The sequence below is a fragment of the Streptomyces sp. NPDC002676 genome, from assembly GCF_053592455.1.
Genome location: NZ_JBSFVT010000008.1, coordinates 147326 through 162586 on the forward strand (window position 1 = coordinate 147326; position 15261 = coordinate 162586).

14 protein-coding genes are annotated in these 15261 nt (G+C 70.7%); 5 read left to right on the plus strand and 9 right to left on the minus strand.

Annotated elements, in window-relative coordinates; genetic code table 11:
* Nucleotides 1–86: 86 nt before the first annotated feature.
* Entirely contained in the window at nt 87–851 is a 765-nt protein-coding gene (locus ACWD3E_RS23480) for an alpha/beta hydrolase (RefSeq protein ID WP_451389505.1), read from the plus strand.
* Here ACWD3E_RS23480 and ACWD3E_RS23485 read toward each other — a convergent pair.
* Complete coding sequence (locus ACWD3E_RS23485) at nt 848–1807, minus strand: LysR family transcriptional regulator (protein WP_451389506.1); 960 nt, start codon at nt 1805–1807, stop codon at nt 848–850. The two genes, ACWD3E_RS23480 and ACWD3E_RS23485, sit on opposite strands and share 4 nt — an antisense overlap.
* A gap of 63 nt (nt 1808–1870) precedes the next feature.
* Between ACWD3E_RS23485 and ACWD3E_RS23490 the strand changes: the two genes are divergently transcribed.
* Together ACWD3E_RS23490 and ACWD3E_RS23495 are read left to right on the plus strand one after the other, a co-directional pair.
* Complete coding sequence (locus ACWD3E_RS23490; RefSeq protein ID WP_451389507.1) at nt 1871–3172, plus strand: MFS transporter; 1302 nt, start codon at nt 1871–1873, stop codon at nt 3170–3172.
* A 198-nt stretch (nt 3173–3370) separates the two neighbouring features.
* Nucleotides 3371–4384 carry a sigma-70 family RNA polymerase sigma factor gene (locus ACWD3E_RS23495; protein WP_451389508.1) on the plus strand — a complete coding sequence of 338 codons (1014 nt, stop codon included), beginning with the start codon at nt 3371–3373 and terminating at the stop codon, nt 4382–4384.
* On the opposite strand, the gene ACWD3E_RS23500 is transcribed toward ACWD3E_RS23495, so the two are convergent.
* Nucleotides 4268–4654, minus strand: coding sequence for an STAS domain-containing protein (locus ACWD3E_RS23500; protein WP_451389509.1), 387 nt, complete (start codon nt 4652–4654; stop codon nt 4268–4270). The two genes, ACWD3E_RS23495 and ACWD3E_RS23500, sit on opposite strands and share 117 nt — an antisense overlap.
* Nucleotides 4655–4746: 92 nt before the next feature.
* On the opposite strand from ACWD3E_RS23500, the gene ACWD3E_RS23505 reads away from it, so the two are divergent.
* Both ACWD3E_RS23505 and ACWD3E_RS23510 read left to right on the plus strand, forming a co-directional pair.
* Nucleotides 4747–5376 (plus strand): hypothetical protein, encoded by a 630-nt coding sequence (locus ACWD3E_RS23505; protein ID WP_451389510.1) that lies wholly within the window; start codon nt 4747–4749, stop codon nt 5374–5376.
* A gap of 60 nt (nt 5377–5436) precedes the next feature.
* The gene (locus ACWD3E_RS23510; protein ID WP_451389511.1) at nt 5437–6357 is read left to right on the plus strand and encodes an AEC family transporter; all 921 of its coding nucleotides are present in this window, start codon (nt 5437–5439) and stop codon (nt 6355–6357) included.
* Between the two features lie 85 nt (nt 6358–6442).
* On the opposite strand, the gene ACWD3E_RS23515 is transcribed toward ACWD3E_RS23510, so the two are convergent.
* The 7 genes from ACWD3E_RS23515 to ACWD3E_RS23545 all read right to left on the minus strand — a co-directional run bounded on the left by ACWD3E_RS23515 (nt 6443) and on the right by ACWD3E_RS23545 (nt 14952).
* Nucleotides 6443–7726: a thymidine phosphorylase gene (locus tag ACWD3E_RS23515; protein WP_451389512.1), complete on the minus strand. Its 1284-nt coding sequence runs from the start codon at nt 7724–7726 to the stop codon at nt 6443–6445.
* Nucleotides 7727–7810: 84 nt separating this feature from the next.
* On the minus strand, nt 7811–8215 hold the full coding sequence (locus ACWD3E_RS23520; protein WP_451389513.1) for a cytidine deaminase: 405 nt from the start codon (nt 8213–8215) through the stop codon (nt 7811–7813).
* Nucleotides 8212–9498 (minus strand): ABC transporter permease, encoded by a 1287-nt coding sequence (locus ACWD3E_RS23525; RefSeq protein ID WP_451389514.1) that lies wholly within the window; start codon nt 9496–9498, stop codon nt 8212–8214. The genes ACWD3E_RS23520 and ACWD3E_RS23525 overlap by 4 nt, the downstream gene beginning before the upstream one ends.
* Complete coding sequence (locus ACWD3E_RS23530; RefSeq protein WP_451389515.1) at nt 9498–10625, minus strand: ABC transporter permease; 1128 nt, start codon at nt 10623–10625, stop codon at nt 9498–9500. The genes ACWD3E_RS23525 and ACWD3E_RS23530 overlap by 1 nt, the downstream gene beginning before the upstream one ends.
* Nucleotides 10622–12181, minus strand: coding sequence for an ABC transporter ATP-binding protein (locus ACWD3E_RS23535; protein WP_451389680.1), 1560 nt, complete (start codon nt 12179–12181; stop codon nt 10622–10624). Before ACWD3E_RS23535 ends, ACWD3E_RS23530 begins: the two co-directional genes overlap by 4 nt.
* A gap of 165 nt (nt 12182–12346) precedes the next feature.
* The gene (locus ACWD3E_RS23540; RefSeq protein ID WP_451389516.1) at nt 12347–13399 is read right to left on the minus strand and encodes a BMP family lipoprotein; all 1053 of its coding nucleotides are present in this window, start codon (nt 13397–13399) and stop codon (nt 12347–12349) included.
* A 311-nt stretch (nt 13400–13710) separates the two neighbouring features.
* The gene (locus ACWD3E_RS23545; RefSeq protein ID WP_451389517.1) at nt 13711–14952 is read right to left on the minus strand and encodes a M20 family metallopeptidase; all 1242 of its coding nucleotides are present in this window, start codon (nt 14950–14952) and stop codon (nt 13711–13713) included.
* Between the last annotated feature and the right edge of the window lie 309 nt (nt 14953–15261).

The following is a 15261-nucleotide window of genomic DNA, read 5'->3' on the forward strand; positions in this document are numbered from 1 at the left end:
GAATCGCTCCGCACGTTTTCCGTCGATACGGAACGGTGACCGCCGGGACGGGTTTCGTACACCACTCCTTCTGACACTGTTCTGTCATGGGACAGCAACCGACGCCGGTCCGAACGGCCGGGCTGGGCAGGGCAGTCGGCCAGGAGCCGAACGCCGTGAGCGGAGCGGTACTCCTGCTCCCCGGAGGGGAGGAGGTCTCCGCCCGCAGGCCGTCCCTCGTGCGGGCGACGGCCCTCGTCCGCTCCCTGAGCCGCAGGCTCGCGCGCGCGGGCCGCGCCGACGGACTCGTCGTGCACACCGTCCACTACCGGTACCGGGGCTGGAACGGCAGCGAGGCGCACCTCGCGGCGGACGCGTCCTGGGCCGCCGACGAGATCCAACGGCGGTACGGCGACGTCCCGGTGTGTCTGATCGGGCAGGACATGGGCGGGCGGGCCGCCCTGCACGCCGGGGGCCACGAGGCCGTCAACTCCGTCGTGGCACTGGCCCCCTGGCTGCCGGAGGACGACGTGGCCGCCCCCGCCGAACCGGTCAGACAGCTGGCGGGGCGACGGGTGCTGATCGTGCACGGCACGAACGACGAACGGACCGACCCCGAGCTGTCGTTCCGGCTGGCGGCACGGGCGAAGAAGGCCAACCGCGAGGTCTGCCGGTTCGAAGTGCACACCGACGGCCACCGATTGCACGGCTACCGGGAGGAAGTGCTCTGCCTGGTGGCCGACTTCACGATGGGGGCCCTGTTCGGGCAGCCGGTGTCGCGCCCGGTGGAGGATGCGCTGGCCGCTCCGCCGCCGATCGGGTTGCGGATGCCCTTGGCCGCGGGGTTCGGACGGTCGCTGCACAGGGTCTAGGGAAGAAGGTTCCCCCTTCTCGACAGCAGGAACTTCTTGAATGCAGCCACCGGAGGGGTGTCCGGGCGGTCGGCCAGCCACGCCACACCGATCTCTCGTACCGCTCTCGGGGCCGTCACCGTCAGTTCCACGACCCCCGGCCTCGGCACGGTCGGCGGGGGCAGGAGGGCGACCCCGAGGCCGGCCGCGACCAGGCCCCGCAGGGTCTCCGCCTCCTCGCCCTCGAAGGCGACGCGGGGCTTGAAGCCCGCCTCCCGGCACAGGGCGTCGGTGATACGGCGCAGGCCGTAACCCGTTTCCAGGGTCACGAAGGTCTCCTCGGCGGCTTCGGCCAGGCGGATACGGCGGCGGGCGGCGAGGCGGTGGTCGGCGGGGACGACCAGGCGCAGCTTCTGCTCGTCCAGGCGGCGCGCGACGAGGTCGGGGGCGTCCGGGACCGGGGAGGTCAGGCACAGGTCCAGTTCGCCCACCCGCAGCCCCTCCAGCATCGCCTCGCCGTAGTTCTGGACGAGGCTGAAGCGGACGCGCGGATGGTCGGCACGGAAGGCGTGGATCAGGCCCGGCACGGTCTCGGCGCCCATGGTGTGCAGGAAGCCGAAGGCGACCTTGCCGGTGGCCGGGTCGGCGTCGGCGCGGACCTCCTCGGCGGCGCGCTCGATCTCGGCGAGGGCGCGCTCGACGGAGCCGAGGAAGGTGCGGCCGGCGGGGGTTAGGGAGACCGTACGGCCGTGGCGGGCGAACAGGTCGACGCCCAGGTCCTGCTCCAGTCGGGCCATCGCCCGGGAGAGGGTCGACTGCGGGACGTTCATCTCGTGGGCGGCCCGGGTGACGTGCTCGGTACGGGCCACTCCGGCGAAGTACGCGAGGCGCGGAGCCAGCACCATCGACATCGCAGACGTGTCTTCTGTGTCACCGGACGGTGACAGTCGAGGCTGTGAGCTTTGCTGATGCACCATGGGAACGATTATGGCCATTCCATGCATTGGACGGATGAGCGGGATCGTACAAAGCTTCGGGGTATGAATCCCGCCAGTACCGGGGCGTCCACCACCGTGGACGCCGTTGTGCCCGTCCGTTCCTCCGACGCCGTGTCCGGCCTCGCGTCCGACTCGCGCATGACTCCGGGCGGCCCCGGCTACCGCCGGATGAGCTTCGCCCTCTTCCTCGCCGGTGTCGCGACCTTCGCCCTCCTCTACTCCACGCAGGCCCTGCTGCCGCTGATCTCCGGGGAGTTCGGGGTCGCGGCGGGCGAGGCGAGCTGGACGGTGGCCGCCGCGACCGGCGGTCTGGCGCTGTGTGTGCTGCCGATGAGCGCCCTGTCGGAGCGCTTCGGCCGCCGTACGGTGATGACGGGTTCGCTGGCGGTCGCGGTGACCGTCGGCCTGCTGGTGCCGTTCGCTCCCTCCATCGGCGCGCTGGTGGTGCTGCGGGCGGTGCAGGGCGCGGCGCTGGCCGGTCTGCCGGCCTCGGCGACGGCATACCTGGCCGAGGAGGTCCGGCCGAAGGCGCTGGTCACGGCGATCGGCCTGTTCGTCGCGGGCAACAGCGTCGGCGGGATGAGCGGCCGGGTGATCACCGGCTGGGTGGCCCAGGAGTGGGGCTGGCGGGTCGCGGTCGGTGTGATCGGCGTGGTCGCGGTGGTCTGTGCGGTGGCCTTCCGGCTGCTGCTGCCCGCCCCGCAGCACTTCAAGGCCGGTTCGCTGCGCCCGCGCGTCCTGCTCGGCACGGTCCGCGACCACCTCTCCGACCCGCTGCTGCGCCGCCTGTACGCGATCGGCGCGCTGTTCATGACGGTGTTCGGCGGCGTCTACACGGTGATCGGGTACCGGCTGACGGAAGAGCCGTTCGGGCTGCCACAGGGCATCGTCGGCTCGATCTTCCTGGTCTACCTGGTCGGCACGGTCTCGGCGTCTACGGCGGGCCGGCTGGTGGGCCGCCTCGGCCGCCGGGGCGCCCTGTACCTGGCGGGCGGTACGACGGCGGCGGGCCTGCTCCTCTCCCTGGCCGACTCCCTCCCCCTGGTCCTGCTGGGCCTGGTCCTGATCACGGCGGGCTTCTTCGCGGGCCACGCGGTCGCCTCCTCGGCGGTCAGCAAGACGGCCACGCACGGCCGCGCCCAGGCCGCGGCGCTCTACCAGTCCACGTACTACATCGGCTCCAGCGCGGGCAGCACGGTGGGCGCGATGGCCTTCCACGCGAGCGGCTGGTCGGGCACGGTCGGCGTCGGACTGCTCGCGGTCCTCGGCGTCGTCACGATCACGGTGCTCGGCTCCCGGGCGGCCCGGGTGGCGGCCCGCCGAGAGCCGGTGCCGGCGCACTGAGGGAACCGGTTCGCCGGGGCGCGCGGTTCACCGGACCGCGCGCCCTGCGGCATCCGCTCAGGTCCGTAAGAAACTGATCCGGACCGCTCTGAGCTGCGCTTTTTCGCACTCCCCGGGCCATTGTCAGTGGGCCGCTGTACCTTCCCAATTGCTGGGGCGCACAGGCGCGCACGGAACGGCCACAGGGGCGGGTGGACGATGGGCAACGGCACGGCGACGGCGGACCTCGAAGTCGCACTGGAGAAGCACCGTACCGAGCTGACCGGTTACTGCTACCGGATGCTCGGCTCCTCCTTCGAGGCCGAGGACGCGGTGCAGGACACCCTGGTGCGCGCCTGGCGCAGCTACGAGAAGTTCGAGGGCCGTTCCAGCCTGCGCTCATGGCTGTACCGGATCGCGACGAACGTGTGCCTGGACATGCTGACGGCGGGCAACAAGAGGGCGAGGCCGATGGATCTGACGGACTCGACCCCGCTCGCCCAGGCCGCGCTCGCCCCCCGCCCGGACAACACCTGGCTGGAGCCGGTGCCGGACGCGCGCGTGCTGCCCTCGGTGGAGGACCCGGCGGAGGCGGCGGTCGCCAAGGAGTCGATCCGGCTCGCCTTCATGGCCGCGCTCCAGCAACTGCCGCCCAAGCAGCGGGCGGTGCTGATCCTGCGCGAGGTGCTGGCGTGGAAGGCGAGCGAGGTCGCCGAGCTGCTCGACACCTCGGTCGCCTCGGTCAACAGCGCGCTGCAGCGGGCGCGGGCGACGCTCGCGGAGCGCGCGGACCAGGGCGCCGAGGGCGCGGTGTCCGACCCGCTGGACGAGGAGCAGCAGAAGCTGCTGGAGCGGTACGTCAAGGCCTTCGAGGGCTACGACATGACGGCGCTGACGGCCCTGCTCCACGAGGACGCCATCATGACGATGCCGCCGTTCGACCTGTGGCTGCGCGGCACGTCCGACATCACCGGCTTCATGACCACCCTCGGTGCCTCCTGCGCCGGTTCCCGTCTGCTGCCGGTCCAGGCGAACGGCCTGCCGGGCTTCGCGCACTACAAGCCGGACGAGGAGAAGGGCGGTTTCACGCCCTGGGCGGTGCAGGTGCTGGAGATCTCAGGCGGCCGGATCACTGGTTTCCACTTCTTCCTCGACACCCAGCGCTGGTTCCCCCTGTTCGGCCTGCCCCTCCACCTCGAAGCGGAGGCCGACGAGGTCGAGCAGGGCGAGTAGCGCCGGGTCGGGATCACGCAGCCGTATCCGCCCCCCGGCCCGGCGGGCGGCCAGCTGCAGCCACGCCAGCAGATCGACGGCCGCCAGCCCCGGCGGCCTCAGCCGGCCCACGTCGCACACCACCACCCCGGCCCCTCCCGCCTCCAGCAGCGCCCGCGCGGAGGCACACAGCCTCGGCACCTCGTCTCGGTCGACGGGGCCGGCCAGCACGAGCACAGCAGGTTTCTTGGTGTCCACGGGCGTTAGACCGGCGGGGCGGACGGAACTCATCGAAGCCCCGCGCAGTCCGCTCTCGCTTGAGTACTCCGGATGAGTACGAGCGCTCAGGCCCTGCCCGTGCCGCGCGGCGCAGGATGCTGTGCATGACGAGAACGCGCATGGCGGTGAGGGTCCTGGCCGTGACCGGGGCCGCGGCGGTGTCCCTCTGGCTGGGGCGGCAGGCGTGGTTGCTCTGGACGGGCGAGCCCTTCCCGGTCGCCGATCCGGCCTCCGTCGCCCAGCAGCTGGACGAGAGCACCCAGGAGGCCTACGACGCCCTCGGCCTGCCGGACGCGCGGCTGGACACCGCGTGGTCCGGGACCGGCCGGGCGGCGGAAGAGGGCGAGTGCTACTACCGCGGCCTGAGCCACTTCGGCGACCAGATAAGTGACGCGGCACCGCCGAGCGTGCCCGGTGTGGTCGTCGTACGCACCGAGTGGGCGCTGAAGGGCGTCACCGCGCAGGCGGGACAGGCGGCGCTGCGGCGGGCCCGGGGCACGCTGGAGGAGCGGGGCTGGCACGTCACCACGTACAGGACCCTCGGCGGGGACATCGACCTGGCGGCGACCCCGCCGGAAGGCGGCGCGACCGTCCGCCTGGCCGCCGACCCCGGTGACCGCCTCGAAGTGTCCGCCCGCTCGGAATGCACCCGCGTGCCCAAGGGCACCCCCATCGACGACGCGGGAGAGGTCCCGCTCCCGCCCCAGCAACTGCCGTTGCGGCTGCGCGGCTGAGGCGACTCCGACCGAGATCACATTGACCCGCACGCCGGGTCGGCCGGAGGGTTGGATCCCGTGGAGGGGGTACTGAGCGGGTTCGCGGTCATCGCCGTCGTCATCGGGGTGGGGTATGTGCTCGGGCGGCGCGGTTCGCTCGGCGGTCAGGGCCAGGAGGTGCTGACCGGGCTGGCCTTCTCGGTGGCGACACCGGCGCTGCTCTTCACGACCCTGGCCAAGGCCGACCTCTCGGTGCTGTTCTCCAGCCGCCTGCTGGTGACGGTGCTGAGCACGGCGGCGGTCTCCGGGGTGTTCGTGGCGGTCGGCGCGGTACGGGGCTGGGGGGTGGGCCGCACCACGATCGGCGCCCTGTGCTCCGGGTACGTCAACTCGGGCAACCTCGGCATCCCGATCGCCGCGTACGTCCTGGGCGACGCGTCCCTGGTGGCACCGGTGCTGCTCTTCCAGGTCGTCCTGGTCGCGCCCGTCGCCGTGACGATCCTGGACCTGTCCGGCATGGGCGAGAAGGCCACGGTGTGGCAGCGCCTGCTGACGCCTTTGCGCAATCCGGTGGCGATGGGCTCCCTCGCGGGCGTCGTGGTGTCGGCGGCGGGCCTACGGGTCCCCGGCCCGGTGATGAACCCCCTCACCCTGATCGGCAACATGTCCGTCCCGGCGGCCCTGCTCGCCTTCGGCATGTCGTTGCACGGCAACGCGCCCCTCAGCCCCGGGCGGGACCGTCAACTGGTCCTGCTCTCGGTGGCGTTGAAGTCCCTGGGCCAGCCGGCCACCGCCTGGGCCCTGGCGACGGCCCTCTTCGGCCTGCACGGCGCCCCCCTCCGCGACGTCGTGGTCACCTCGGCCCTTCCCTCCGCCCAGAACCTCTTCACCTACGCCAGCCGCTACCGAGTGGCCAAGTCCCTGGCCCGCGAGTCGATCCTGCTGTCGACGGTGGCCTCGGTACCGGTGTTGGTGGGGGTGGCGACGGTGTTGGGGTGAGGGCCGGCCCCAGGCCCGTCCGACATGCCGAACGGGACCGGTGGTGGTCCACCGATCCCGTTCACCTCGAAGAGGAAGCAGCAGGTCAGGCAATACGCTCCAGCACCACCGGCGAAGCCGAGAACTCAGTCCCCGGGGCCGCGATGTCGTACGAACCCTCGACCGCCTGGAGGGCGTACTCGAAGCGTTCGGGGGTGTCCGTGTGGAGGGTGAGCAGGGGCTGGCCCTCCGTCACGGTGTCGCCCGGCTTGGCGTGCATCTCCACGCCCGCCGCCGCCTGCACCGGGTCCTCCTTGCGGGCGCGGCCGGCGCCCAGGCGCCAGGCGGCGATGCCGATGTCGTAGGCGTCCAGACGGGTCAGGACACCCGAGGACGGGGCCTTGATCACGTGCTGTTCCTTCGACGTGGGGAGCACGGCGTCGGGGTCGCCGCCCTGGGCCGCGATCATGCGGCGCCAGGCGTCCATCGCCGAGCCGTCGGCCAGGGCCTTGGCCGGGTCGGCGTCCTTGATGCCCGCCGCGTCCAGCATTTCGCGGGCCAGGGCGATGGTCAGTTCCACCACGTCCGCCGGGCCACCGCCCGCCAGGACCTCGACCGACTCGCGGACCTCCAGGGCGTTGCCCGCCGTGAGGCCGAGCGGGGTGGACATGTCCGTGAGGAGCGCGACCGTCTTCACCCCGTGGTCCGTGCCGAGGCCGACCATCGTCGACGCCAGCTCACGGGCGTCCTCGATCGTCTTCATGAAGGCTCCCGTGCCCACCTTCACGTCCAGGACCAGGCTGCCCGTGCCCTCCGCGATCTTCTTCGACATGATCGAGGACGCGATCAGCGGGATCGCCTCGACCGTGCCGGTCACGTCACGCAGGGCGTAGAGCTTCTTGTCGGCGGGGGCCAGGCCGTCACCGGCCGCGCAGATCACCGCGCCGACACCGTCCAGCACGGACAGCATCTCCTCGTTGGAGAGCAGGGCGCGCCAGCCCGGGATCGACTCCAGCTTGTCCAGCGTGCCGCCCGTGTGGCCGAGGCCCCGGCCCGAGAGCTGCGGGACGGCAGCCCCGCACGCGGCCACGAGCGGCGCCAGCGGCAGGGTGATCTTGTCGCCCACGCCGCCCGTCGAGTGCTTGTCCGCCGTCGGGCGGGACAACGACGAGAAGTCCATGCGCTCGCCGGAGGCGATCATGGCCGCCGTCCAGCGGGCGATCTCACGGCGGTTCATGCCGTTGAGCAGGATCGCCATGGCGAGCGCGGACATCTGCTCGTCGGCGACCTCGCCGCGGGTGTAGGAGTCGATGACCCAGTCGATCTGCTCGTCGGTCAGCTCACCGCGGTCCCGCTTGGTGCGGATGACGGAGATGGCGTCCATGGCCATGGCTGATGGCTTCCTTCCGGGAGGTGCGAAGGTGGTGCGAAGGTGTACGGCCCTCCTGAGCGGGTCAGGAGGGCCGTACGGGACTTACTTGGCGAGATGGTCCGGGCCGAAGGCCTGGGGCAGCATCTCGGAGAGCGGGAGGACGCCCGCGGGGGTGTCCAGGAGCAGGTCGGGGCCGCCGAACTCGTAGAGCAGCTGGCGGCAGCGACCGCACGGCACCAGCAGCGCGCCGGTGCCGTCGACGCAGGTGAAGTGCGTCAGCCGGCCGCCGCCCGAGCGCTGCAGCTCCGAGACCAGCCCGCACTCGGCGCACAGGCCGAGCCCGTAGGAGGCGTTCTCGACGTTGCAGCCGGAGACCGTGCGCCCGTCGTCGACCAGGGCCGCCACGCCGACCGGGAAGCCGGAGTAGGGGGCGTAGGCGTGGGACATCGCCTCCCGCGCCTGGGCCCGCAGCGTCTCCCAGTCGAACTCGGCGGCCGGCGTCGTCACTTGCCCTGGCCCTTCCGGTACCGCATGCCGTCCGCCTTCGGCATCCGCAGGCGCTGCGCGGACAGCGACAGCACGAGCAGGGTGACGACGTACGGGGTGGCGCCGACGAAGTCGCTCGGGACCTCGTCCGTGAACAGGTACCAGACCAGCACGAGCGCGGCCATGACGGCGCTGATGACGCCCTGCCACAGGGCCTTCTTGTACAGCTTCCAGCCGGCCAGCCCCGCGAGGAGGACGACCAGGAGGAGCAGCAGGGCGTGGACGGTCACGCCGCCGTTGCGCAGCTGGAGCGCGTCGGAGTAACCGAACAGGCCCGCGCCCATCGCGAGGCCGCCGGGGCGCCAGTTGCCGAAGATCATGGCAGCGAGGCCGATGTAGCCGCGTCCGCCGGTCTGGCCCTCCAGGTACGTGTGCGAGGTGACCAGCGCGAGGAAGGCGCCGCCGAGGCCGGCGAGGCCGCCGGAGACGGCCACGGCCGCGTACTTGTACTTGTAGACGTTGACGCCGAGGGACTCCGCCGCGGTCGGGTTCTCACCGCAGGAGCGCAGCCGCAGACCGAACGGGGTGCGCCACAGGATCCACCAGGTGCCGACGAACAGCAGCACGGCCAGGATCGTCACCACGGACAGGTTGGTGACCAGACCGCCGAGGATGCCCGCGATGTCGGAGACCAGGAACCAGTGGTGCTTCTCGATGGAGGCCAGGCCGTCCGACAGACCGGGAATGGTGAAGTCGGGCAGCGAGTCCACGGGCGGGGACTGCTTGGGGTTGCCGCCCGCCTCCGCCGCCTTGCCGCCGGCGAAGAACAGCTTGGCCAGGTACTGGGTGGCGCCGAGCGCGAGCAGGTTGACCGCGACACCGGAGACGATGTGGTCGACGCCGAAGGTGACGGTCGCGACGGCGTGCACCAGGCCGCCGAGGACACCGAACCCTATGCCGCACAGCAGGCCGAGCCAGGGGTTGGTCTGCCAGCCGATCCAGCCGGCGCCGAAGGTGCCGAGGATCATCATGCCTTCGAGGCCGATGTTGACCACGCCGGAGCGCTCGGACCACAGGCCGGCGAGACCGGCGAGGCCGATCGGCACGGCGAGGCCGATGGCGGCGCTCACCTGTCCGGCGGAGTCGAGCTGGTTCGCGTCGGTGATCACGCGGACCGCGGCCAGGAGCAGCAGGGCCCCGGCGACGAGTATGAGGATCTGGCCGAGCGAGCGGCCGGAGGCCTTCGCGGCGGAATCCGCCTTGGGCGCCGCGGGCGGCGGCGCGTCGGTCATCGTGGCAGTCATCACGCCACCTCCTGGTTCTCGTTCGGAGCGGCGGCCTGGGCGGCGAGTTCGGCGCCGACCTTCTGCTGCTGGCGCTTCAGGCCGTAGCGGCGCACGACCTCGTAGGCGATGACGACGCACAGGACGATGACGCCCTGGATGACGCCGAGGATTTCCTTGTCGTAACCCTGGAATTCCAGGTGGTTGGTGGTGCGCTCCAGGAAGCCCCACAGGAGGGCGCCGAGCGCGATGCCGATCGGGTGGTTGCGGCCGAGCAGCGCGATGGCGATGCCGGTGAAGCCGATGCCCGCCGGGAAGTCGTTGCTGAACTGGTGGCTGTCGTTGAGGAGGGTCGGCATACCGACGAGACCGGCCACCGCACCCGAGATGATCATGCTGGTCGCGACCATCTTCTTCACCGACACACCGCTCGCGGAGGCGGCGGTCTCGGACTGGCCGACGGTGCGCAGGTCGAACCCGAACCGGGTGCGGCCGAGCACGAACCAGTACGCGATGCCGACGAGCGCGGCGACGACGACGAAGCCCCACAGCTCGCCGGCCGGGCCCGTGTCGATGCTGAAGAAGTACGACGACGACGGCAGCGGCTTGGTGGAGATGACGGTGCCGCCCTGCGAGAGCTCGGCGAGCCGTCCGGGCTGCAGCAGGTAGGCGATGATCGCGGTGGCGATCGAGTTCAGCATGATGGTCGAGATGACCTCGCTGACACCTCGGGTCACCTTGAGGATGCCGGCGATGGCCGCCCACAGGGCACCGGTCGCCATGGCGCACAGGATGATCAGCGGGATGGAGATCCAGCCGGGCGCGGTCAGCGCGCCGCCGAGGACGGCGGCGATGAACGCGGCGAGCCGGTACTGGCCGTCGACACCGATGTTGAACAGGTTCATGCGGAAGCCGATGGCCACCGCGACACCGGCAAGGTAGTACGTCGTCGCCTTGTTCAGGATGTAGACCTGGCTGTCGCTGGCGAAGCCGTAGGTCGTCATGTCGCTGAAGGCGTCGCCGGGGTTCTTGCCGGTCGCGAGTATCACCAGGGTGGTGACGACGAGCGCGGCGACGATCGCCAGCAGCGGCGCGGCGATCCCGAGGAACAGCCGCTCCTTGTCGATCCGTGAGGTCAGCTTGTTCATCGCTCGTCGTCCTCTGTGTGCTCCAGGTGGCCGGAGGCCGCACCCGTCATGGCGGAGCCCAGCTCTTCGGGGGTGATCGTGGCGGGGTCGGCGTCGGCGACCAGACGGCCGCGGTACATCACCCGCAGGGTGTCGGAGAGCCCGATCAGCTCGTCCAGGTCGGCCGAGATGAGCAGCACGGCCAGGCCCTCGCGGCGGGCCTCGCGGATGTAGTCCCAGATCGCGGCCTGCGCGCCGACGTCCACGCCACGGGTGGGGTGGGCGGCGATGAGGACCTTGGGGTTGTGGCTCATCTCGCGGCCGACGATGAGCTTCTGCTGGTTGCCGCCGGACAGCGAGGCGGCGGTCACTTCGATGCCGGGCGTGCGGACGTCGTAGGCCTCGACGATGCGCTCGGTGTCGGTGCGGGCGGCCTTGAGGTCGAGCAGTCCGCCGCGCGAGTTCGGCTTCTCGGAGACATGGCCGAGGATGCGGTTCTCCCACAGCGGCGCTTCGAGGAGCAGGCCGTGGCGGTGGCGGTCCTCGGGGATGTAGCCGATGCCGGCCTCGCGGCGGTGGCGGGTGGCGGCGTGGGAGATGTCGGTGCCGTCGAGGGTGATGACACCGGCGTCCGGGTGGCGCATGCCCATGATCGCCTCGACCAGCTCGGACTGGCCGTTGCCCTCCACACCGGCGATGCCGAGGACCTCGCCCTTGTGGATGGTGAAGGAGATCTCGTCGAGGATGATGCGCTCGATGCCGTCGAGGTCGGTCTGCGCCAGGTGCACCCCGGCCAGCTTCAGCATCGGGACGTCCGTGACGGTGGACTCCTCGGTCTCCGGGGTGGGCAGTTCGCTGCCGACCATCATCTCGGCCAGCTGCTTGGACGTGGTGGACCGCGGCTCGGCGGTGCCCACGGTGGTGCCGCGCCGGATGACGGTGATCTCGTCGGCGACCGACAGCACCTCGCCCAGCTTGTGGGAGATGAAGATGACGGTGAGCCCCTCGGCCTTCAGCTCGCGCAGGTTGTCGAAGAGCGCGTCGACCTCCTGCGGCACCAGGACGGCGGTGGGCTCGTCCAGGATGAGGGTCTTGGCGCCGCGGTAGAGGACCTTGAGGATCTCCACGCGCTGGCGGTCGGCGACGCCGAGCTGCTCGACGAGCACGTCGGGCCGGACGTTCAGGCCGTACGCGTCGGAGATCTCCTTGATCTTCTTGCGGGCCTTGGCGCCGATGCCGTACAGCTTCTCCGCGCCGAGGACGACGTTCTCCAGCACGGAGAGGTTGTCGGCCAGCATGAAGTGCTGGTGCACCATGCCGATGCCGCGCGCGATGGCGTCGCCGGGGTTGTGGAAGGTGACCCGTTCGCCGTTCACGGTGATGGTGCCCTCGTCCGGCTGCTGCATGCCGTAGAGGATCTTCATCAGGGTGGACTTGCCGGCGCCGTTCTCACCGCACAGGGCGTGCACGGTGCCGGTGCGGACGGTGATGTCGATGTCGCGGTTGGCGACGACACCGGGGAAGCGCTTGGTGATGCCGCGCAGTTCGACGGCAGCGGGAGGGCTGGACGCGTTGATGGCGCACTCTCCTCGGGGAAAAGGGGCTGCGGGGAGGGGGCTGGGCGTCGGCGACGCTAGCGCGGCAACTCCACGCTACACGCGTAGAGTTGACACATTGTTATGGCTCGGCGAAGGGGCTGCGAGGCCCCCTCGCCGAGCCGGGGTCCGAGCGGACCCATCAGGTCACGGGGTGGTCTTGACCTTGATGGTGCCGTCGACGATCTGCTTCTTTGCTGCGTCCAGCTTGCCCTGGATGTCGGCGATGAAGCCACCACTAGTGGCGAGCGACACACCGCCCTTGCCGAGCGAGTAGGCGTTGACGCCGGTCAGCGGCTTGCCGTCGTGGACGGACTTGATGAAGTCGTAGACACCGACGTCCACGTTCTTGACCATCGAGGTCAGGATCGCGTTCTTGTACTTGGCCAGACCCGGGATGTTGTACTGGTCCGAGTCGACGCCGATGGCCCAGGCGCCCTTCTTGCCGCTGATGGCCTCGATCGCGCCGTTGCCGGAGGAGCCGGCCGCCGTGTAGATGACGTCCGCGCCGTTGTCCAGCATGCCCTGCGCGGCTTCCTTGCCCTTGTCAGGGCTGGCGAAGCCGGACATGTCCGAGCCGTGGGACAGGTACTGGACGTCGACCTTGATCTTCTTGTCGGTGGCCTTGGCGCCCTGGACGTAACCCGCCTCGAACTTCTTGATCAGCGGGACGTCGACACCGCCGATGAAGCCGATGTGGTGGTCCTTGGACTTCAGCGCCGCGGCGACGCCGGCCAGGTAGGAGCCCTGCTCCTCGGTGAAGGTGATGCTGTCGACGTTCTTGGCGTCCACGACCGAGTCGACGATGCCGAAGCTGGTCTTCGGGTACTTCGCGGCGACCTTGGTCATGGAGGCGGCGTAGGAGAAGCCGACACCGATGACGGGGTTGTAGCCGGCGTCCGCCAGGTCCGACAGGCGCTGCTCGCGGTCGGCCTCGGTGTCCGAGGTCTTGGCGGTCAGCTCCTTGATGTCACCGCCGAACTCCTTCTTGGCCTGGTCGGCACCGCGCGCGGCGGAGTCGTTGAAGGACCGGTCACCACGGCCGCCGACGTCGAAGGCGAGACCGATCTTGACACCCTTGCCGCCGCCCGAGGCCGACGGCTTGGTGTTGTCAGAGGAGGTGCTGCCACAAGCAGTGGCAGTCACGGCGAGAGCTGCGGTGGCGATACACGCAGCGGAAAGCTTGGCTACCCGGCGCACGGGAAGGCTCCTTCACCTGACCTGAGCGCCATGTCGGCGCTTGATGTGAGCACCATGCCAGTGCTCGAGCCGAGACGCCCCGGCGGCGTCGGCTTCGCGGCATCGTAACGCGCGTAGATGTCAGAAAAACACCTCTCGCGAAGCCGTTATCGATTCGAGGCAAACAGTGTCTGAACTCGGGATCTTCGGCCTGACACGGCACTGGTGCGCCCGCTGTGGGAATGGCTGGAGGGTCTGTTGCGCCGAACAGGGGAATGACCCCGCAGGGACCTCCAGGTCAGAGCGAGGGACGGCCCCGCAGGGCCGTCCGCTCAGAGCTGCGCCGAGTCCGCCTCCAGGAGGGCCGCCGCGGTGAACAGCTCCACCCCGACCGTGATCGCGCGCTCGTCGGCGTCGAAGTCGCCCTGGTGCAGATCGCGCACGGTCCGCTCGCCGGGCCGCCGCACGCCGAGCCGGGCCATGGCCCCCGGCACCCGCTCCAGGTACCAGGAGAAGTCCTCGCCGCCGAGGCTCTGCTCGGTGCTCTCGACGGAGTGCATGCCGCGCCGGGCGACCATCGCGCGGCGCAGCAGCTCGGTGGACTCCCGTTCGTTGACGACCGGCGGCACGCCCCGCACGTAGTTGATCTCGGACTTGGCCCGGTGCAGGGTCGCGACCTCGTCGATCGCCGCGTGCACGAGGTCCGGCGCCTGCCGCCAGGCGTCCAGGTCCAGGCAGCGCACGGTCCCGGACAGCTCGGCGTGCTGCGGGATCACGTTCGGGGCGTGCCCCGACTCGATCCGCCCCCAGGTGACGGCGAGACCGGCGCGGGTGTCGACCCGGCGGGCGATCACCGCGGGCACGTCGACGGCGACGCGGGCGGCGGCGGTGACCAGGTCGGTGGTCAGGTGGGGCCGGGCGGTGTGCCCGCCGGGCCCGTCCAGCGCGATCTCCAGCCGGTCGCACGCGCTCGTGACGGGCCCTTGCCGCAGCCCGATCTTCCCGACGTCGACCTTGGGGTCGCAGTGCACGCACAGGATCCGGCCGACCCCGGTGAGCACCCCGTCCTCGATGACGTCCAGGGCGCCCCCGGGCAGCACCTCCTCGGCGGGCTGGAAGAGCAGCCGCACGGGGCGGGGCAGCAGGCCGAGCGCGTGCAGCTCGGCGAGGACGAGGCCGGCGCCGAGCACGACGGTCGTGTGCACATCATGCCCGCAGGCGTGCGCGCGCTCGGGCACGGTCGACCGGTACGGACAATCGGTCTTGGTGTCCGGGATGGGCAGGGCGTCGATGTCGGCGCGCAGCGCGAGTATCGGTACGGCCGGCCGCTCCCCCTCGCCCTCGGCGAGGCCGATGTCGCACACGAGTCCGGTTCCGGTGGACAGGACACGAGGGCGCAGCCCGGCCCGCTCGAGCCGCTCCTTGATCGCAGCCGTCGTACGGAACTCTTGGTTGCTCAGCTCAGGGTGCATGTGCAAGTCGCGACGGAAGGCGACGAGTTCGGCGTGCAGGGTCTCGCTGAGCACGCCGGGGAGCACATCCCCGGGGAGGTCTGCCTCGGACTCAAGGGACATCAATTGGTTCACCCTCTGAAGGGTAGGACGCCCGACTGATCAACTACCCCTCGATCAACAAAAGTTCAGCCCGTTAGGGGAAGAAAATCCGACCGGCGGACGCATGGCGGAGGACTTGGATGGGTAAAACCCTTCTTTCCCCTACACGGATACCACGTCACACCACAGTCCCGCTCGACTTGTCCATGGGACGGGATTCGGCGGGGGCAGGGAGCGGCTGGGGGACGGGCGTAGTCCGTCCGAGGGGCACGCGGTAGCGCCTCCAGACCACCCGCTCCTCCTACGACGCGATCGCCAAGCACTACCGCG